This is a genomic window from Nonomuraea sp. NPDC004186 (genome assembly GCF_053603495.1).
On the sequence record NZ_JBSGFQ010000007.1, the window covers coordinates 130219 to 148439 of the forward strand.

The window sequence follows — 18221 nt, forward strand, 5'->3', positions numbered from 1 at the left end:
CGACTGGCCAAGCAGACAACTTGTCAAATTTTGTTCCTGTTCACTCTCTTTTAATTTGTCCACTTATGGCCTAGAGTGCGCATTCTCGTCCGAGTCAGTCAGGGAGGTTGTGGGTGCGCGCCGCGCTCATCGTCATCATGGGCACGGTCGTTGCCCTCTCCGGCTGCACCTCCTCTCCGCCGCCGGCTCCACGGGCCGACTCGACCGCGCCCGTGCTCGCTCCCGGCCGCCCAGGGGAGCAGGCCAAGACGCTGTCGCCGAGCGAGGCCGCCACCGCCGTCCCTTCGGCCACGGCCAACGCGTCCGACATCAAGTACGTCCAGGACATGATCGTCCACCACCGCCAGGCCCTGGACATGTCGCTCCTCGCGCCCACCCGGGCCGAGTCGACCCAGCTGAAGAACCTGGCGGGCCGGATCAAGGACGCCCAGGGCCCGGAGATCCAGTTCATGACGACGTGGCTGCGGGAGCAGCAGCAGACGGTGCCCGAGCACCACGCCGCGCACGACGGCATGCCTGGAATGGCCACGCCCGCCCAGATGGAGGCCCTGAAGGCGGCCAAGGGCAAGGACTTCGACCGGATGTTCCTGGAACTCATGATCAACCACCATCTGGGGGCGATCAAGATGTCGGAGCAGGTGCTGACGAGCGGCTCGCACATCCGGGTCGAGGAGCTGGCCAGCGACGTCAGCGTGACCCAGGCCGCCGAGATCCGCCGCATGCAGCAGATGCAGTCCGCCCTTTAGGAAGGCCGGAACTTCGAAGACGGGGGCCTCGTCCCGGCGCTAAAGTACACTATCCCTGCCGGTAGTGCAGGCAATGTGCGAGGAGGACGTCACGTCCAATGGCAGATTCAAACGCTCCATCCGCATCGCCCACGCCGTCGGCCACCCCCACAGGGTCACCCACACCGAGCCCCACAGGAACACCCACGGGGACACCCACTGGGACACCCACTGGGACACCCACGTCCAGCCCCACGTCCAGCCCCACGCCCAGCCCAAGCTCCCCATCCCCGACGCCCAGCCAGAGCCCGACGTCGCCAAGCCCTTCCCCCACACCCACCCCGACGCCCACGCCATCGCCGTCGCCGACCAACACGCCTGTGGCGTCGCCGACTCCCACGACTGTTCCCACGTATCCCGTCCCCACCCCTTCGCCCAGCTCACCCGGCCTCGGCCGCCCGGGCATGCCGAACATCGATGTCCGCGGGAGCACCTTCACGGGGGCGGCCGGCGGCTTCATCACCGAGCACGACGAGCTGGCCAGGGACGCCCGCCGGATCCTCGACGCCATCACGGCGTTGGGCGACTTCGCCGGCACGGACGAGACGGCGAACACCTTCAAACAGGGCTACTCCACCGGGTTGAAGAAGGCCGAGACGTACGTCAACGCGTTACGCGACGTCTATCCCGGGATCGCCGAACGGCTGGCCGGCATGAAGACCGGCTTCGACGTCGCACACTGGGCCAGCATCCAGTCCCTGCCGAAAGTGTCCGACCCGCCCAAGTACTCGAAGTCGGACGGAAAGCTCAACCCCTGACGTTGTTCGGAGACCCGATGACCGCACCAGACGACGGCGCCCCCTTCCTCGACGAGGAGATGCAGCGCCTGCTCTCCCAGTTCCAGGCCGACCTCCGGCCGCTGCAGGAACTGCGCGAAAGCCTCGACAACCTCCGCGGCCGCGGCGAGGCTGCCAACGGCCAGGTGAAGGCCGAGGTGCTGCCGAGCGGCGTGCTCGGCGGCCTGCGCATCGACCCGCGGGCGATGCGGCTCGGCGCGGACGCGCTGGCGGAGGCGGTGCTCACCGCCGCGAACGCCGCCGCCGCGGACCTGGCCAAGCAGATGGCCGGGATGATGACGGACGGCCTGACCCCGTTCGCCGACGAGGTCAGGCGTTTCAGCCGGGAATAGCTACGTGGTCACCAGCCGTCAGTATCCGCGCCAGCGCCTGAACTGGTCCTGGCCCGCGGCGACACCCAGCTTGGCGAGCATCTGCTCCCAGGTGGGCAACAGGCTGGCCGGATCGTCGATCACGTCGCCGGGCCGGTTGAGCGCGTTCGCCGTGGTGGTGAAGATGGACGACCCGGTCAGGAAGACGATGGCGTTCTGCGCCGCCTTGTTCTTCGGCAGCAGGTTGGCGGCCTTACCGAAATTGGCGGGATCCACATGGTAGAAGACCATCGCCGCGGCGAAGTTCTTCACCATGTACTCGCCCCGGTCGCCCCACGACCCCATGTCCTCGCCGCGCCCCAGCTTGACCCCGTCGACGAGCAGCTGGTCGAGGGCCGTGTAGGCGAGGCTGCCGCCGACTGCGTAGATGAAGCGCTTGCCCACCGCGTGGTTGAACAGCTTGAGCAGCAGCCCGGCCTGCCTCCTGCGCATCGCCCAGTTGATCAGCACCTGGACCTTCTTGTCGATGGCCGGCCAGCAGAAGAACATCAGCAGCTCGAGCCACTGGATCATGGCCATCGTGTGGAGCGCGTGCTGGGTCTGCTCCAGCATGTCCGCGTAGTCGTCGACCGCGTCGGCCAGCCCGCGGAGGTACGCGGACACGTGCGGCGGATAGGGCGAGAGATCTTCGTTGAAGTATTTCCTGAAGGCGTCGACCCCCGCGCCGGAGCTGGGCGGCCGCCACACCGTTCGCGCGACGTCCTCCACGTCGTCCAGGCTCGTGTCCACCCGCGTGGCCAGCTGCCGCAACAGGCGCGCGGCCTCGCGCGCCTTGGCCGGGTCGCCGTCGGGGTAGGCGACGGACAGCATCTGCAGGACCACGGCGCCGACACCGAGGGCGGAGAACGCGAACCCTCCTATCGGAAGGGACTTGGGCGATGGACTCACGTGGCAGACCCTTTCTCCACCGGACATACCAGGATCATCCGATCATCCTGCAATATCATCGGCCACGCCAACCCCGCAGCCCCCTCAGGCCCCTCTAGGAGCCGACCCTCCAGGAGTGGAGATACTCCTCCTGCTCGGGCGTGAGCTCGTCGATCCCGATCCCGGCCGCGGCCAGCTTCAGCTTGGCGACCTCGTGGTCGATCTCCTCCGGGACGTCGTAGACGCCGGGATCGAGGCGGGAACGCTCGCCCGCCAGCCAGACCACGGCCAGGGCCTGCGCGGAGAACGACATGTCCATGACGGCCGCGGGATGGCCTTCGGCGGCGGTGAGGTTGACCAGCCGGCCCTCGGCGAGCAGCAGCAGCCTGCGGCCGTCGGGCAGCACGTACTCGTCGGTGTTGGGCCGCACCCCGCGGTGCACCTCGGTGGCCAGCTCGTCCAGCGCGCGCACGTCGATCTCCACGTCGAAGTGCCCGGCGTTGGCCAGGATCGCGCCGTCCTTCATGACCGACAGGTGCTCGGCCCTGATCACGTCGCGGTTGCCGGTCACGGTGACGAAGAGGTCGCCGAGCATCGCCGCCTGCGCCATGGGACGGACCTCGTATCCCTGGAGGGTCGCGTCGAGCGCCTTCACGGCGTCGATCTCGGTCACGATCACCCGCGCGCCGAACCCCTTGGCCCGCTCGGCCACGCCCCGCCCGCAGAACCCGAACCCGGCCACGACCAAAGTGCGCCCGGCCAGCATGGCGTTGGTGGCGCGCATGATGCCGTCCAGCGTGGACTGCCCGGTGCCGTAGCGGTTGTCGAACATGCGCTTGGTCCGAGTGTCGTTCACCGCCACGACGGGGAACCTCAACGCGCCCTCGGCGGCCATCTGCCGCAACCGGATGATCCCGGTGGTGGTCTCCTCGCACCCGCCCGTGACGTGTTCGAGCAGGTCGGTGCGTTCGGTGTGGAGAATGTTCACCAGGTCGCAGCCGTCGTCGAGCACGAGGTCGGGCTCGAGGTCGAGCGCCTGGTGGATGTGCCGGTAGTAGGTGGCCCGATCGACGCCGGCCCGCGCGTGCACGGAGATCCCGTAAACACGCAGCGCCTCGGCCACGTCGTCCTGCGTGGACAGGGGGTTGGACGCGGCGAGCGCGATCTCGGCCCCGCCCGCCTTCAACGCGCCCATCAGAACGGCCGTCTCGGCGGTGACGTGCAGGCAGGCGGCGATCTTCAGCCCGTCCAGCGGCCGTTCGATGCCGAACCGCTCTCCGATCGCGGTCAACACCGGCATCGAACGAGCGGCCCAGGAGATCTGCCGCTCGCCACTTTCCCAGAGATCCATGCCAGCCCTTTGAGCGAAGAAGACGGCCAAGAACACGCGTCGTCACGGCGAGCGACCCGTGAGCCTTCACAACCGGCCATGACGGACGGCCACTGACGTCGGCGCGTGCGGTCCACCGTGCTCGGCCGTAAAAGACCACGGGGGTTGATAACGGAAAGCTCCGGGAGGCGGGAAACCACCTCCCGGAGCTCAAGACGATTTAGTACCGGTAGTGGTCGGGCTTGTAGGGGCCCTCGACGTGGACGCCGATGTAGGCGGCCTGCTCCTTGGTGAGCTCGGTGAGCTTGACGCCCAGGGCGTCGAGGTGCAGGCGGGCGACCTTCTCGTCCAGGTGCTTGGGCAGCGTGTAGACCCCGATCGGGTACTCGGCCGTCTTCGCGAACAGCTCGATCTGCGCGATCACCTGGTTGGTGAACGAGTTGGACATGACGAAGCTCGGGTGGCCGGTGGCGCAGCCGAGGTTCATCAGGCGGCCCTCGGCGAGGACGATGATCGAGTGGCCGTCGGCGAAGACCCACTCGTCGACCTGCGGCTTGATGTTGTTCTTCGTGATGCCGGGCTGCTTGGCGAGGCCGGCCATGTCGATCTCGTTGTCGAAGTGGCCGATGTTGGAGACGATCGCCTGGTGCTTCATCTTCGCCATGTGGTCGGCGGTGATGATGTTGAAGTTGCCGGTGGAGGTCACGAAGATGTCGGCGATGCCGACGACCTCGTCCAGCGTGGTCACCTGGAAGCCGTCCATGGCCGCCTGGAGCGCGCAGATCGGGTCGATCTCGGTGACGATGACGCGGGCGCCCTGGCCGCGCAGCGCGTCGGCGCAGCCCTTGCCGACGTCGCCGTAACCGCACACCACGGCCACCTTGCCGCCGATGAGCACGTCGGTGGCGCGGTTGAGGCCGTCGATGACGGAGTGGCGGCAGCCGTACTTGTTGTCGAACTTGGACTTGGTGACCGAGTCGTTGACGTTGATGGCCGGGAAGAGGAGCTGGCCGTTCTTGTGCATCTCGTAGAGGCGGTGCACGCCGGTCGTGGTCTCCTCGGTGACACCCTTGATGCTCTCGGCGATCTTGGTCCACCGCTTGTCGGCGCCGACCGTGCGGGTGAGCAGGTCGATGATGACGTGCCACTCCTCCGGGTCGTCGGCCGTGGCGGCCGGCACGGCGCCCGCCTTCTCGTACTCGGCGCCCTTGTGCACCAGCAGCGTGGCGTCGCCGCCGTCGTCGAGGATCATGTTGGGCGCGTCACCGCCGGGCCAGGTGAGGGCCTGCTCGGTGCACCACCAGTATTCCTCCAGCGTCTCGCCCTTCCAGGCGAACACCGGCACGCCCTGCGGGTCGTCCGTGGTGCCATTGGGGCCGACGACCACCGCGGCGGCGGCGTGGTCCTGCGTGGAGAAGATGTTGCAGCTGACCCAGCGGACTTCGGCGCCGAGCGCGACGAGCGTCTCGATGAGGACGGCCGTCTGGATCGTCATGTGCAGGGAGCCCATGATCTTCGCACCGCGAAGGGGCTGGGAGGCCGCGTACTCCTTGCGAATCGCCATGAGGCCGGGCATCTCGTGCTCGGCGAGCCGGATCTCCTTGCGGCCGAAGTCGGCAAGTGAAAGGTCTGCGACCTTGAAGTCCATCGGGTTTCCCCTCGCGTCACTGATGGTTGTCCCGACGAGTTTAGGCGGCCCTTCGAGGGGTGCGCATCTCGGGGCGGCCGAAACTGACGTAAGAATGTAAGAATGCGTATCACGGAGGCCGCGAAGCGGCTCGGCATGTCCCCTCGAATGCTCCGATATCGGGAGGCGCTCGGTCTGCTGCCGCCCGTGCGGGAGCAGGGGGCGCACCGGCGGTTCGGGCCCGACGAGCTGGCGGCGGTGGCGCAGGGGGTGGAGCTGGAGAAGCAGTTCGACGTCTCACCCGCGGAGCTGGCCTTCGCGCTGCGGGTGCTCAGCGAGCCCACGGTGGCGGCGGCCGTCCGCGACCTCGGGATCCGGATCGGGCGGATCCAGGTGCCGCGCCGGGCCCTGGACTTCGAGAAGGAGAAGGCGCTGCGCCTCCTGCGCCCCTCCGGCCGCTGACCATTCAGGCGGCGGGGGTGACGAGTTGCTGGGCCAGCCACGGGAGGGCCTGCGGGAGCTCGCGGTTCCAGGTGTTGAAGTTGTGCCCGCCGCTGGGCAGGATCAGCGAGGACGCCCGCATCGGCGGCTTCACCGCGCTCAGGAACCTCATGGTCGCCGGGTAGTCGCTCTCCCCCTTCCTGCTGCTGGTGACGAGCACGTTCACGGGCGGCGCGGGCAGGTTGGCCAGCCGCCACATCAGGTCGTTGCGCTGTTCGACCGACTTGTCCCCGTGGAACAGGTCGCCGGTGGTGCTGTCGACGATCGTCTTGAAGTAGCCCGACTGCGAGACCGCCGCGGAGAACTGGTCGGGATGGCTCATGACGATCTTGAGCGCGCAGTAGCCGCCGGTCGAGCCGCCCAGGATGCCCCACGAGTCCCGGCCCTCCGCCACCCGGTAGTGAGTGGTCATGTCATGTTTGACGTCGTTCGTGAAGTACGCCTGGATCTGCGGCCCGTCCGGCACGTCCACGCACTCGGTGTCGCGCGGCAGCACCACGCTGGGCCGCATCATGACCAGGACCGTGGGCTTGACCTGGTGCTGGGCGATCGCCTTCGCCATCCGGCCGGGCAGATCGAGCCGGGTCATGAGGTTGCGCGGGTCCCCCGGGTAGCCGGTGAGCGCGATGATCGCGGGGAAGCGCTCCGTGGTGTGCTTCAGGTACGCCGTGGGCAGGAACACGTACGCCTCCTCGCTCAGGCGCGTGGACGGCCCCGGCATGATCACCTGTTCGATCCGCCCGCCCGGCACCGAGCGGGTGCTCAGCACCTGCAGCCCCGAGGCGGCGACCGTGATCGGCGCCGTCCCCGTGTCGGTGCCCAGGAGATCGTTCCAAGAGCTGTAGAAGGCGAAGTACTGGTTCACCGCCAGACCGAGGGCTGCCAGCGTAAAGGCCTGGCAGACGGTCAGCGCGCCCACCCGGCCCAGCACGGCGCTCAGGCGCGCCGCGCTCAGCCGTGGCCACAGCCACACCGTCGTCGCCAGCGCCGCCACCGCCAGCACCGAGAAGGTGACCAGCAGGCCGATTGAGTTCAGTCCCATGAGGCATGGAATACAGGGAGGGCCGTAAGCAGGGAGTTAACATGGAGATTACCCGGCCGGGTCTTCAATCTCGGAGTGTGAAGCGCTCCTGGATTCGTGCCGTCGCCGCCTACGCGTCGCTGGTGGTGGGTCTGCTGGACATCAGCAAGGCGGTGTTCCCCCGTTTCGAGCACAGCCGCATGGGTGTGTGGACGGACATCCTGCCGGGCATCGTCACGACCTTCGCCCGAGCGTCCTCCCTGGTCGTCGGCATCATGCTGATCATGCTCGCGCACGCGCTGCGCCGCGGGAAGGTGCGCGCCTGGCGCGCGGTCGTGCTGCTGCTCCCGGTGAGCGCCGCCGTGAGCTTCGTCCACCTGCGTCCGGTCTCGGCCGTGATCAGCCTCGCCCTGCTGGTCCTGCTCGTGTGGGGCAGGGGTGAGTTCTCCGCGCTGCCCGACCCGCGCTCGCGCTGGCGCGCCCTGGGGAACCTGCTCGTGCTCGGCGCCATCGACGTGGGCCTCGGCTACCTCATCATCAGCGCCCGCCCGCACGTGATCGTGGGCCGTCCGAGCGTGCTCGACCGCCTCGAACACGTCCTGCTCGGCCTGGTCGGGATCGAGGGCCCGGTCACGTTCACCGTCGAGCGGATCTCCGACCTGGTCTACTTCTCCCTGGTCGCGCTCGGCACGCTCACCGCCGTCTCCACGCTCTACCTGGCGCTGCGCCCCGAGCGTCCGGCCGCCGAGCTCACCGAGGACGACGAGCGGCGCCTGCGCGCCCTGCTCGCCCAGCACGGCGAACGCGACTCGCTCGGCTACTTCGCGCTGCGGCGGGACAAGAGCGTCCTGTTCTCCCCCTCGGGGAAGGCGGCCATCGCCTATCGCGTCGTGTCCGGGGTCATGCTGGCCAGCGGCGACCCGATCGGCGACCGCGAGGCGTGGCCGGCGGCGATCAAGGTGTTCATGAACGAGGCCAGGCGGCACGCCTGGGTACCCGCCGTCATCGGCTGCGGCGAGACCGGCGGCGAGGTGTGGACGCGCGAGGCCAAGCTGTCCGCGCTGGAGATCGGCGACGAGGCCATCGTCGACGTCGCCGACTTCACGCTGGAGGGCCGCGCCATGCGCAACGTCCGCCAGATGGTCAACAGGACCGAGCGGAACGGCTACACGTGCCACGTGCGCCGCAGCGCCGACCTGACCGGCCAGGAGCGCGAACGCGTCCAGCAGGCGGCCGACTCCTGGCGCGGCACCGAGACCGAGCGCGGCTACTCCATGGCGCTCGGCCGCCTCGGCGACCCGGCCGACTCCCAGTGCCTGGTGGCCACCGCCCACAAGGACGGCGAGCTCAAGGCCGTGCTGCACTTCGTGCCGTGGGGGCCGCGCGGCATCTCGCTCGACCTGATGCGGCGCGACCGCGGCGCCGATCCGGGGCTCAACGAGTTCCTGATCGTCAAGACCCTCCAGGCCGCGCCGGCCCTGGGCATCACGCAGGTCTCACTGAACTTCGCCATGTTCCGCGCGGTCCTGGCCCGCGGGGAGCGCCTCGGGGCCGGACCGGTGCTGCGGGCCTGGCGGGCGTTGCTGATCTTCCTGTCGCACTGGTTCCAGATCGAGTCGCTGTACCGGTTCAACGCCAAGTTCCGGCCGATCTGGGAGCCCCGCTTCGTGGTCTATCCGAACGCCCGCGACCTGCCCCGCATCGGTGTCTCGGCGTTGCAGGCCGAGGCGTTCATCACGCTGGGCCGGCCCCGCAGGCCCCGGCTGCGCCTCCCGCGCCTCCGCCCGGCCCAGCTCACGTCGTGAACGTCAGGAGGCGGAGGTGCTGCTGCGGAGGCGGTCCAGGTCGGGCTCCAGGTAGATCACGCGGGCGATCGGCACGGCCTCGCGGATGCGCCGCTCGGCCTCGTCGATGCCCTTCGCGACCTCGGCCGCCGTGTCGTTGTACGCCACCGCGATCTTGGCCGCCACCAGCAGCTCCTCGGGGCCCAGGTGCAACGTGCGCATGTGGATGACCCTGGCCACCTCGGGCGAGCCCTCCAGCGCGGACCGGATCTGGGCCTCCATCTCGGGGGTGGCGCCCTCGCCGACCAGCAGCGACTTGGTCTCCATGGCCAGCACCACCGCGATCACGGCCAGCAGCACGCCGATCATCAGGGTGCCGATGCCGTCCCAGGTGCCGTCACCGGTGATGACCGCCATCGTCACGCCGAACAGCGCGAAGATCAGACCGAGCAGCGCGCCCAGGTCCTCCAGGAGGATGACCGGCAGCTCGGGCGACTTGGACCGGCGGACGAACGCGACCCACGACAGCTTGCCGCGTACGGCGTTCGACTCCTTGATGGCCGTGCGGAACGAGAAACCCTCGGCGATGATCGCGAAGATCAGCACCGCGAACGCCCAGATCGGCGCCTCCACCGGCTCCGGAGCGGAGAGCTTGTGGATGCCCTCGTAAATCGAGAACGCCGCGCCGATCGTGAACAGCACGACGGCCACCACGAAGGCGTAGAAGTAACGTTCGCGGCCGTAGCCGAACGGGTGTTCCTTCGTGCTGGCCCTGGCCGCCCGCTTGCCGCCCACCAGCAGCAGCACCTGGTTGCCCGAGTCGGCGACCGAGTGAATGCCCTCCGCCAGCATCGAGGACGACCCGGTGAAGAACGCGGCCACGAATTTGGACACGGCGATTGCCAGGTTCGCGGTCAAGGCCGCAATGATCGCTTTAGTACCGCCGCTCGCGCTCACCGGTCTGCTCCACTCATAAAGATCAAGTACAAAGGCCTGAAAAGGGATCCTATTGCGAAATTCTGGCCTTCAGCTCAGTGATCGCTGACACAGGGGTCGGATCGATGGCATATCCGAGCGCCAGATATGTGCTCGCGTAGTCGCCGAGCGCGATCAGCGTGGCCATCCGTTCCAGCGGATGTTCGCCCTCCGCCGACAGCTCCGTCACCGGCACGTCGCGCTCCCGCGCCAGCCGTACCGACGTCTCGCGCCGCCGCGCCACCTGGGGATGCTCCTCGACGTCGCGCAGCACGACGAGCCGGAGCGTGCGCCCGGCGGTGTCGGCGAAGATGTCGCGCTCGGCCAGCGGCCCGTCGAAGACCTCGACCTGGTTGTGGCCGGCCTCGGGCAGCTCGCCGTGGACGGCGGGGTATTTCGCGTTGGTGTTGAGCTGGCAGGCCAGCCGGTACGCCGCCACCGACGCGACGGGCGACGACCCCCAGATCATCGGCACGCTCTCGGCCAGATCCATGGCGAGCGACTTGCCGGGGTTGATGAACGACTCGCTGGACGGCCGGCACCGGTGCGCCATGTCCTCCAGCGTCTTGGCCACCCGTTCGAACAGGTCGGCGTCGGCCTGGACGAGCCGCAGCGCGGCGGCGGCCACGATGACCGGGGAGGCCAGCAGCCAGAGGCTCGCCCTGGACGGGCCGGTGACCGGCACCGGCACGTAGATCGCCGAGGCCTGGGTGGCGACGGCCTCCAGCGGGGAGCCGGGGGCGCCCACGCCGAGCAGCGCGCATCCGCGCCGGACCGCCTGGGTGGCGACGGACACCGTCTCCTCGGCGTCGCCCGAGCCGGACACGACCACGACCAGGTCTGTGGCGCCCACCCAGCCGGGGAGCTGGTAGGAGCGCAGCGTGACGATCGGCAGCGGCGCGCCGTTGCCGACGATCGCCGCCAGGATGTCGCCGACGATGCCCGAGCCGCCCATGCCCGCGACCACGATGGCGCGCGGGCGCCCATGGTCGGCCAGGCGGCCGACGCGGGCCTCGACCGCGGTGCGGTAGCCGGTGCGTACGTGCGCCGCCGAGGAGGCGACCGCCGGCAGCATCCCGCCGGGATCTGCCTCGCTGAGGTGACGCTGGTCGTCGAGCCGCTCCGGCTCCCAGGTCACGGCTTCCTGGCCTCGTCGACGAGCAGGACGGGGATGTCATCCCGTACCGGATAGATCAGGCCGCAGCCCGTGCAGACCAGCTCCTCGGCCTCGTTCTCGGCACGCAAGGCAGCCTTGCAGGCCGGACAGGCCAGGATCTCCAGCAGCCAGTCGTCGATCTTCACTCTGACACCCTTCCCACGATGGCGAGGACCTCGTCCCTGATCGCCCTCATTGTGCTCTCGTCGGCCGCCTCGGCGTTCAGCCTGAGCAGCGGCTCGGTGTTGGACGCCCGCACATTGAACCACCAGTCCGGCCCGGTCACGGTCAGCCCGTCGAGCTCGTCGAACTCCCCCCGCGCCGCGAACGCCTCCCGCACCCGCCGCAACGCGTCGCCCTGGTCCGCCACGGTGCTGTTGACCTCGCCGGAGGCGTGGTAGCGCGAGTAGACCCCCACCACCTCCGACAGCGGGCGCTCCTGCTCGCCCAGCGCGGCCAGCACGTGCAGCGCCGCCAGCATCCCGGAGTCGGCGAACCAGAAGTCGCGGAAATAGTAGTGGGCCGAGTGCTCACCGCCGAAGACGGCTCCCGTACGGGCCATCTCGGCCTTGATGAACGAGTGCCCGACGCGCGTGCGCACGGGCACCCCGCCCTGCTCGCGCACGATCTCGGGGACGGCCAGCGACGTGATCAGGTTGTGAATGATCGTCGAGCCGGGGTGTTTGGCCAGCTCCCGCGTCGCGACCAGCGCCGTGACGGCCGACGGCGAGACCGACCGCCCCTGCTCGTCGATCACCCAGCACCGGTCGGCGTCACCGTCGAACGCCAGCCCCAGGTCCGCCCCGCTCTCGACCACGGCCCGCTGGAGATCGACGAGGTTCTGCGGCTCGATCGGGTTGGCCTCGTGGTTGGGGAAGTCGCCGTCCAGCTCGAAGTAGAGCGGCGTCAGCTCGATCGGCAGCCCCTCGAACACGGCCGGGACGGTGTGCCCGCCCATGCCGTTGCCCGCGTCGACGACCACCTTGAGCGGCCGGATGCGCGACAGGTCGACGAGCGTGCGCAGGTGGTCGGCGTAGCCCTGCAGCAGGTCCTTCTCGATCACCGACCCGCCGGGGGTGGCCGTGACGCCCACCAGCTCGGCGGCCCGGTCACGGATGTCGATGAGCCCCGTGTCGCCGCCGATCGGCACCGCACCGGCCCGGCACATCTTCATGCCGTTGTAGCGGGCGGGGTTGTGGCTGGCGGTGAACATCACCCCGGGCAGCCCCAGGCTGCCGCTGGCGTAGTAGAGCAGATCGGTGGAGCCCAGCCCGGCGTGCACCACGTCGGCGCCACGCGAACGGGCGCCCCTGATGAACGCCTCCGCCAGCGGAACCGAGGACTCGCGCATGTCGTGCGCGACCACGATCGACTCGGCCCCGGTCACTTCGACGAAGGCGGCCCCCACGGCCTCTGCGGTCGGCTCGTCGAGCTCCTCGGGCACCACTCCGCGAACGTCGTACGCTTTGAAGATCTTGGCGAGGTCGCCCACTCTCCAGCTCCGCCCTTGGGTCGATTCTCCGGCGTAATCGAGCCTACCGGTCGCGGTGCTGCTGAGCCGACCTCAGAACGCGCAGGTGCCCCCGGCGACCGACCTCCACGCCCTGACCGACCGGCTCACCGCCGCCGGACGGCGTGGGCCGCGCGGCCTCCCTGACCGCGTTGGCCAGCGCCTCGAGGTCGTCGGAACTCGGGGAGTTGCCGTCCGTCGGCAGCCGTACCACTTCCCAGCCTCGGGGAGCGGTCAACCGCTCGGCATGTTCGGCGCACAGGTCGTAACAGTGTGGCTCCGCGTACGTCGCCAGGGGGCCGAGAACAGCGGTCGAGTCGGCGTATACGTACGTGAGCGTGAAGACGGCAGGCTGACTGCAGGCGGTGCGGGAACAGCGGCGGACGGGGCTCACGGAGGGACCGTATCTGGTAAGTGTGCGAGGCGCCACTATCTGAGCGCTCTTAACGAGCGTGTCGCCACAATTCGGACACCTGTCGCAGCCTTTCCACCCACATGCCCCGAAGACACCGGCCCTCCGGACCTTGGGGGATCACGTAGAGGTGGTGAGCGGTGACGCTTCCTCAAAGCCTAAGGGGATCAACGCGCGGTGGGGAGCGGCAACGCCGCACCCCACCCCCAGAGATCACACACCCCGGCCCACCCGAACGCCGAAGCACGACCGACACCCCGACACCCCACCCGAACGCCGGGCTACAGCCAACGCCTCAGCGCCCCACGACCTTTCACGGTGGCGACGACCACCCAGAACCTCGGAACATCACCCAGAGGCGCGGAGAGGTGACACCGTTCCTCAGAATCGACAGGCCATCCCCGTACACTTGCTTGCGTGACACAGAAGCGCGGTCCCAGACGGCGCGATCGCCACGGTCGTGGCCTCCGCGGCCCGCTCGCTCCCTCCCACGTGCCCATGGCCAAGTCCCGGAGCGAGCGCTTCGACGACCTCGTGCTGGACGCGGTCGACCGCCTGCGCCCCCGCTGGGAGCGCCAGCTGTCGGCGGTGGAGTTCGCGGTGGAAGAGGTCCCTCCGCTGAGCGAACTCGGCGACGGCCCGAGCCTGGGCACCGACCCGATCCCCTTCGGCCGCGCCGACGCCGCAACCGGCCAGAACCCGGCGTCGATCGTGGTCTACCGCCGCCCGCTCGAAGCACGCGCCAGAGACCGGGACACCCTGGGCGCCATGGTCCACGACACGGTGGTGGAACAAGTGGCCACCCTCCTGGGCCTCTCCCCCGAAACCGTCGACCCCGGCTACGACGACCGCCGCTGAGCCCCGTACGGATCCCCGGGGCGCGATCCTCGCATGGGGGACGCTTCGCCCGGATCGCCTCCCAAGGAGACCCGTCCCTTTCCGGATCCCCTGAAGGCGCGGTCCTCGCGCGGTGGGGAGCTCGGCCGGCGCCCTGCGGGGGCCCGCGACGAGAAATCAGTCGCGAGAGCGTGGATGAGGGCCGTACCGTCACGCCTTATGAGGCTCCTCTCCGTCAACATCGGCAGACCCCGGCCCAACCCCTGGAAGGGCCTGAGCGCGACGGGCATCGACAAGCGGCCCGTCCACAACCCGGTCGCTGTGAGAGCCCCGGGCCCGAAGGGCACCGGTGAGGTCGGTCTCGCCGGCGATCGGGTGTACGACGTGAAGCACCATGGCGGCGTTCACCAGGCCGTCTACGCGTATGCCCGCGAGGATCTCGACACCTGGGAGGCCGAGTTGGGCAGGCCGCTCACAAACGGCGTCTTCGGGGAGAACCTCACAAGTCTGGGCCTGGACGTCAACGGTGCCCTGATCGGTGAACGTTGGCGGATCGGGCCGGACGTCGTCCTGGAGGTGTCGTGCGCGCGGATCCCGTGTGGGACCTTCCAGGGCTGGCTGGAGCGTGACGGCTGGATCAAGCGTTTCACACAGGCCGCACGGCCGGGCGCGTATCTGCGCGTGATCGAGCCCGGTGATATCCGCGCCGGTGACCCGGTCGAGATCGTGCACCGGCCCGATCATGATGTGACCGTCGCGCTGGTCTTCCGTGCGATGACCTTGGAGCCGGAACTACTGCCGTGGCTGCTGGTCGCCGAGGCCCTGCCGCCAGAGGAAAAGGAATCGGTACGCAGGCGCTCCGCTTAGAGGTCGGCTTCAGGGGATCGCCCGCGCCGGCGGGGGTGAGGGACAGAGAGCCCGGCGTCGTTGTTCTGGGTGCGCTCCCCTTGGTTTCGCCTGCTGCCATGGGCCCATGGGCCCCGCTCTAGGGCCCTCCAGCCGCGCCACGACCGTCAGCCGGAGTCGGCTCCACCCGACCCGAATCGATGCCGACAGCCCCTGCGAGATCGGCATCGCTCAGATCCGCTCCAGAAAGACCGGCGCCGGTCAGGTCGGCGTTCCGCAGGATGGCGCTGGCGAAGGTGGCCTCCGTGAGGTTGCATCCGGTCAGGATCGCGCCCTCGAGGTTGGATCCGGCGAAGCAGAATCGGCTCAGATCGTAACCGGCCAGGTCGGCAGCCCGTAGATCGATCTTCTCCAGCTCGATGCTGTCGCCTGGAAGGACCATCGTTCGTCGGCTGAGCACCGCCATCGCCGCGCCGATATCGTCGCGCAGCCCTCCGTGAAAACGCTTCCGTTCAAGGTCGACCTCCTGCGTCGGACGGCTTGGCGGCCAGGGCGCGTGCAACCGGACGAAGGAGGCCAGCAGGGCGGCGGCGTGACCGCGGTAGTGCGGCGCGGCACCCGCGATCTGCTCCATCGCGTACAACCCCGAAGTCGCTCGCTAACGCAGGCTCCCCACCGAACCTCATGACGGTCATGGCTGCCATTTTCCCTCGGTCATATCGCGGCGACGCTGTCCGCGAGGCGCGCCGACCTCCTCACCGCTCATCGCGCGGACCCGGTACGGCATCCGGCGGGCCGGACATCCAAGCGATCAGGCCTATGAGAGTGAGGACGGGAATGGCGATCAACGCCGGAGAATGCCACTCGGGAGCCATCATCTCAAGATCGCCATCGTCATTGAGCAGCCAAAACCGTGTCAGGGGAGAGAGCAGCACTCCCATGACCAGAGTCAGTTCGTACAGGATGAACCAGACGCCGGTCGGCACGGTGGACCTGGAGGGTGATCGACGGTTCAGCCGGTCGAGCACGGCGATGAGAACCGCCTCGGCGGCCAGGACCAGGGTGATGCCGAGCGTCACATTCCGCGCATGCGTGACCTCCTGCTCCAGCTGTTTCAGCAGCATGTCATTCCATGGCTCTTCGTACCAGGGATTGAGTTCTCCCGTCGGATGGGCGATCAGCTGGAGCGCGGTCATGTTGACCGCGGCGTACAGAACCGGGGCTGCCAGAGCGGTCGAATATATGAGGCGACGTACGTTCATGCGCTGTTGGATGCCAATGTCGGCGCGCACGTTCCGCTGGGCACCCAGCCGGACGATGAGCACGGGTTCAGCTCCATCCGAAGGAGCGGCTGAGCTGGGCGAATAAGGTCTGGGCTATTTCGACTGGTGGTCGTTGTCCAGGTGACATGGAGCGGGAAGGTGCCGCGCGACGCCAGATCGCGCTCGGTGTCCAGGGCCTCGCTCAGGAGGTGGACGTCAGCAGCGAAGACCGGAGATGCGGCCCGGTGCAGCCGAGCCGAAGGAGGCCGACAGACACTCGCACTCCCTGCACCCCGTTACTTGATCCGGCCCAGCAGGCGAATGGTGACGCTGTCCCCAGGCCCCTTCCCGATCAGCTCCCGTACGTCGTTCTTCACCGGCAGCTTGTGCGTGCCGTCCCCCAGAGCCATGAACGAGCTCCGGAACGGGTGACCGTCGATGGTCCCCCGAATCTTCACCAGTCCCCGGGTGCCGAAGAACTCGGCGGACCCGGGCATCACGACATACGTCCAACCACCCTTGTTCGGGCTCTTCACCAGTGTCGCGGCGAACTCCTTGTCGAGCTCCTGGACCACGTCATCCGCTCGCGTAGCGCCACTCATCGCAGGTTCCCCTCTCCGCTATTCGACGATCTCGAGGCCGTTGCCGTCCGGGTCACGGAGGGCGAACATCGGCGGGACGCCCTCCCACCGCAGCAGCTCGTCCACGTCGGCCTTGCGCTCCACCAGCTCCTTGTGCAGGGACGCCGCGTCCGCCGTGCCGAGCCGGACGCCCGTCTCGACTCCGACCGCCGTCCCGGGAGCCGCCAGGATCAGCGCGATCGTGGTCGTCGCTCCCGGCGGCGCCACCTCGATCCATCGCCCGCCGAGCTGTTCGACGGGCGCGTCCAGCCGCTTCTCCAGTCCCAGTGTGCCCACATAGAACTCGACGGCACGGTCCTGGTCGGTGACGGGAACGCCGACGGTCCTGACGCCGGTGACCCCCGTACTCACTCGCTCGCCCACTTCGGGCCTCCTATCGTTCGGTTCACCTGGTCGGACTCGCGAACCGCCCGAAACTCATCGCGGAACGTCGAGGTGAAATGACGACGCGCGCGCTGAGCTGTACAGGGCCCGGGGGGTTCGTACCCGCCGGCCAGCTGTCAGCGGGACCGTCATGGTCAGCCCGCCGGGCGGGAGGACGCCGGTGCCGCTCTGTCCGGCAGCCGACTCCATGGTGCTGGCGGAAAAGCTTGACAAGGTGCTGGTCCGGCAATTCGCTGATGCTAATCAGACCACCGAGTACCGTGCCCGTCACCTGGAAGCGATCAACGCCCCGGCTGCACATTATCTGCAGCTCCCGCGCGCTGCTGAGGAGCGTGGATGACCGACGACATCAGTCCGGACAGGGTCGCCGAGATCACCGCATTCGTGGATGTCGAAGCGCCTCCGCCTGACGATTGCCGCACGGCGCTCATCCTCTTCGGCACCAATCAACCGCAACCGGCCGAGATCGCGGCCGACCGGTACCACAGGGGGCTCGCCCAGCTGATCATCGCTACTGGCGGAGTGAACCGTCACAACGGGATCGTCGAGGCACGCACCTTCCATCGCCTCCTCATCGAGCGTGGTGTGCCCGAAGCCGTCATCCGCTGCGAAGACCGATCCGCCAACACCTGGCAGAACGTCGAGTTCGCGCTTCCCTTCCTTCAGGAAGCCCTGCGCGTGGGGCTGGTTATCACCGCTGTGTCCAAGTGGTACCACCTTCGCACCGTGCACATGCTCAAGTCCCTCGTGCCGGAGATCGGGGCCTTCCACGCCATCGCTTGGGAACCTGTCTACGCCGGCAAACCAGTGACGCGGGCGAACTGGCAGTCTGGCCCTGACGGCAAACGGCGGGTCAGCCGCGAGTGGGAGGAGGTGTCCCGTCGCGTCGCAGACGGCAGCCTCCCTGAGCTACGACGCGAAGACGGGGCATGGCGCTGAGCGAACGCTCTGCGACAAACGGGCTCAGGAAGGGCGCCGAGTAGCGCCTGTTCAGGAGATCATCCGTCTCCGTAGGTTACGGATATTCCGTATTTCCGGCGGGCCGGGGCCGGGGAGCGCGAGGGGCTGGAAAGCCCCTCGCCAGGGGTGTGGGGGCTTGCCCCCACAGGGCGCTG

23 protein-coding genes are annotated in these 18221 nt (G+C 68.6%); 9 read left to right on the forward strand and 14 right to left on the reverse strand.

Features of this window, described 5'->3' with window-relative positions:
- Positions 1-113 precede the first annotated feature (113 nt).
- Positions 114-746 carry a DUF305 domain-containing protein gene (locus ACWEPL_RS08040; protein ID WP_452435549.1) on the forward strand — a complete coding sequence of 211 codons (633 nt, stop codon included), beginning with the start codon at positions 114-116 and terminating at the stop codon, positions 744-746.
- A gap of 49 nt (positions 747-795) precedes the next feature.
- Here ACWEPL_RS08040 and ACWEPL_RS08045 read toward each other — a convergent pair whose 3' ends face one another.
- A complete protein-coding gene (locus ACWEPL_RS08045) occupies positions 796-1137 on the reverse strand; it encodes a hypothetical protein (RefSeq protein ID WP_452435550.1) in 342 nt (113 codons plus the stop codon).
- A gap of 52 nt (positions 1138-1189) precedes the next feature.
- Between ACWEPL_RS08045 and ACWEPL_RS08050 the strand changes: the two genes are divergently transcribed.
- Positions 1190-1543 carry a hypothetical protein gene (locus tag ACWEPL_RS08050; protein ID WP_363962478.1) on the forward strand — a complete coding sequence of 118 codons (354 nt, stop codon included), beginning with the start codon at positions 1190-1192 and terminating at the stop codon, positions 1541-1543.
- Positions 1544-1560: 17 nt separating this feature from the next.
- Positions 1561-1914, forward strand: a complete 354-nt coding sequence (locus ACWEPL_RS08055; protein ID WP_363962477.1) for a YbaB/EbfC family nucleoid-associated protein — start codon at positions 1561-1563, stop codon at positions 1912-1914.
- A gap of 18 nt (positions 1915-1932) precedes the next feature.
- Here the strand turns inward: ACWEPL_RS08055 and ACWEPL_RS08060 are convergent, their stop codons facing one another.
- From ACWEPL_RS08060 to ahcY, 3 genes are all read right to left on the reverse strand, one after another.
- Positions 1933-2841 (reverse strand): WXG100-like domain-containing protein, encoded by a 909-nt coding sequence (locus tag ACWEPL_RS08060; RefSeq protein ID WP_452435551.1) that lies wholly within the window; start codon positions 2839-2841, stop codon positions 1933-1935.
- 94 nt (positions 2842-2935) lie between these two features.
- Positions 2936-4171 (reverse strand): adenosylhomocysteinase, encoded by a 1236-nt coding sequence (locus ACWEPL_RS08065; RefSeq protein ID WP_363962475.1) that lies wholly within the window; start codon positions 4169-4171, stop codon positions 2936-2938.
- A gap of 199 nt (positions 4172-4370) precedes the next feature.
- Positions 4371-5798 carry an adenosylhomocysteinase gene (gene ahcY / locus ACWEPL_RS08070; RefSeq protein WP_452435552.1) on the reverse strand — a complete coding sequence of 476 codons (1428 nt, stop codon included), beginning with the start codon at positions 5796-5798 and terminating at the stop codon, positions 4371-4373.
- 102 nt (positions 5799-5900) lie between these two features.
- Between ahcY and ACWEPL_RS08075 the strand changes: the two genes are divergently transcribed.
- Positions 5901-6239: a MerR family transcriptional regulator gene (locus ACWEPL_RS08075; protein WP_192790205.1), complete on the forward strand. Its 339-nt coding sequence runs from the start codon at positions 5901-5903 to the stop codon at positions 6237-6239.
- 4 nt (positions 6240-6243) lie between these two features.
- Here ACWEPL_RS08075 and ACWEPL_RS08080 read toward each other — a convergent pair whose 3' ends face one another.
- A complete protein-coding gene (locus ACWEPL_RS08080) occupies positions 6244-7320 on the reverse strand; it encodes an alpha/beta hydrolase (RefSeq protein ID WP_363962474.1) in 1077 nt (358 codons plus the stop codon).
- Positions 7321-7397: 77 nt separating this feature from the next.
- Between ACWEPL_RS08080 and ACWEPL_RS08085 the strand changes: the two genes are divergently transcribed.
- Complete coding sequence (locus tag ACWEPL_RS08085; protein ID WP_363962473.1) at positions 7398-9104, forward strand: phosphatidylglycerol lysyltransferase domain-containing protein; 1707 nt, start codon at positions 7398-7400, stop codon at positions 9102-9104.
- Positions 9105-9107: 3 nt separating this feature from the next.
- Here ACWEPL_RS08085 and ACWEPL_RS08090 read toward each other — a convergent pair whose 3' ends face one another.
- From ACWEPL_RS08090 to ACWEPL_RS08110, 5 genes are read right to left on the reverse strand one after another with little or no spacing between them, the layout of a single operon-like run.
- Positions 9108-10040, reverse strand: coding sequence for a cation diffusion facilitator family transporter (locus ACWEPL_RS08090; RefSeq protein WP_350728389.1), 933 nt, complete (start codon positions 10038-10040; stop codon positions 9108-9110).
- A 49-nt stretch (positions 10041-10089) separates the two neighbouring features.
- Positions 10090-11196 carry an SIS domain-containing protein gene (locus tag ACWEPL_RS08095; RefSeq protein ID WP_363962472.1) on the reverse strand — a complete coding sequence of 369 codons (1107 nt, stop codon included), beginning with the start codon at positions 11194-11196 and terminating at the stop codon, positions 10090-10092.
- Complete coding sequence (locus ACWEPL_RS08100) at positions 11193-11360, reverse strand: Trm112 family protein (RefSeq protein ID WP_185070977.1); 168 nt, start codon at positions 11358-11360, stop codon at positions 11193-11195. Before ACWEPL_RS08100 ends, ACWEPL_RS08095 begins: the two co-directional genes overlap by 4 nt.
- Complete coding sequence (locus ACWEPL_RS08105) at positions 11357-12706, reverse strand: phosphomannomutase/phosphoglucomutase (protein WP_397368282.1); 1350 nt, start codon at positions 12704-12706, stop codon at positions 11357-11359. The genes ACWEPL_RS08100 and ACWEPL_RS08105 overlap by 4 nt, the downstream gene beginning before the upstream one ends.
- Before the next feature lie 43 nt (positions 12707-12749).
- Positions 12750-13118: a DUF3499 domain-containing protein gene (locus ACWEPL_RS08110; RefSeq protein ID WP_219466545.1), complete on the reverse strand. Its 369-nt coding sequence runs from the start codon at positions 13116-13118 to the stop codon at positions 12750-12752.
- Between the two features lie 516 nt (positions 13119-13634).
- Between ACWEPL_RS08110 and ACWEPL_RS08115 the strand changes: the two genes are divergently transcribed.
- Both ACWEPL_RS08115 and ACWEPL_RS08120 read left to right on the forward strand, forming a co-directional pair.
- Positions 13635-13994, forward strand: a complete 360-nt coding sequence (locus tag ACWEPL_RS08115; protein WP_221519419.1) for a metallopeptidase family protein — start codon at positions 13635-13637, stop codon at positions 13992-13994.
- 354 nt (positions 13995-14348) lie between these two features.
- On the forward strand, positions 14349-14840 hold the full coding sequence (locus ACWEPL_RS08120; protein WP_452435553.1) for an MOSC domain-containing protein: 492 nt from the start codon (positions 14349-14351) through the stop codon (positions 14838-14840).
- Between the two features lie 118 nt (positions 14841-14958).
- Here ACWEPL_RS08120 and ACWEPL_RS08125 read toward each other — a convergent pair whose 3' ends face one another.
- The 4 genes from ACWEPL_RS08125 to ACWEPL_RS08140 form a co-directional block, all read right to left on the reverse strand.
- Entirely contained in the window at positions 14959-15453 is a 495-nt protein-coding gene (locus ACWEPL_RS08125) for a pentapeptide repeat-containing protein (RefSeq protein ID WP_452435554.1), read from the reverse strand.
- A 121-nt stretch (positions 15454-15574) separates the two neighbouring features.
- Positions 15575-16144: a hypothetical protein gene (locus ACWEPL_RS08130; protein WP_452435555.1), complete on the reverse strand. Its 570-nt coding sequence runs from the start codon at positions 16142-16144 to the stop codon at positions 15575-15577.
- Between the two features lie 233 nt (positions 16145-16377).
- Complete coding sequence (locus ACWEPL_RS08135) at positions 16378-16683, reverse strand: DUF1905 domain-containing protein (protein WP_452435556.1); 306 nt, start codon at positions 16681-16683, stop codon at positions 16378-16380.
- A gap of 18 nt (positions 16684-16701) precedes the next feature.
- Entirely contained in the window at positions 16702-17085 is a 384-nt protein-coding gene (locus tag ACWEPL_RS08140) for a VOC family protein (RefSeq protein ID WP_452435557.1), read from the reverse strand.
- Between the two features lie 208 nt (positions 17086-17293).
- Between ACWEPL_RS08140 and ACWEPL_RS08145 the strand changes: the two genes are divergently transcribed.
- Positions 17294-17446, forward strand: coding sequence for a hypothetical protein (locus tag ACWEPL_RS08145; RefSeq protein WP_452435558.1), 153 nt, complete (start codon positions 17294-17296; stop codon positions 17444-17446).
- Positions 17443-18045: a YdcF family protein gene (locus tag ACWEPL_RS08150; protein WP_452435559.1), complete on the forward strand. Its 603-nt coding sequence runs from the start codon at positions 17443-17445 to the stop codon at positions 18043-18045. Before ACWEPL_RS08145 ends, ACWEPL_RS08150 begins: the two co-directional genes overlap by 4 nt.
- The last annotated feature ends 176 nt before the right edge of the window (positions 18046-18221 follow it).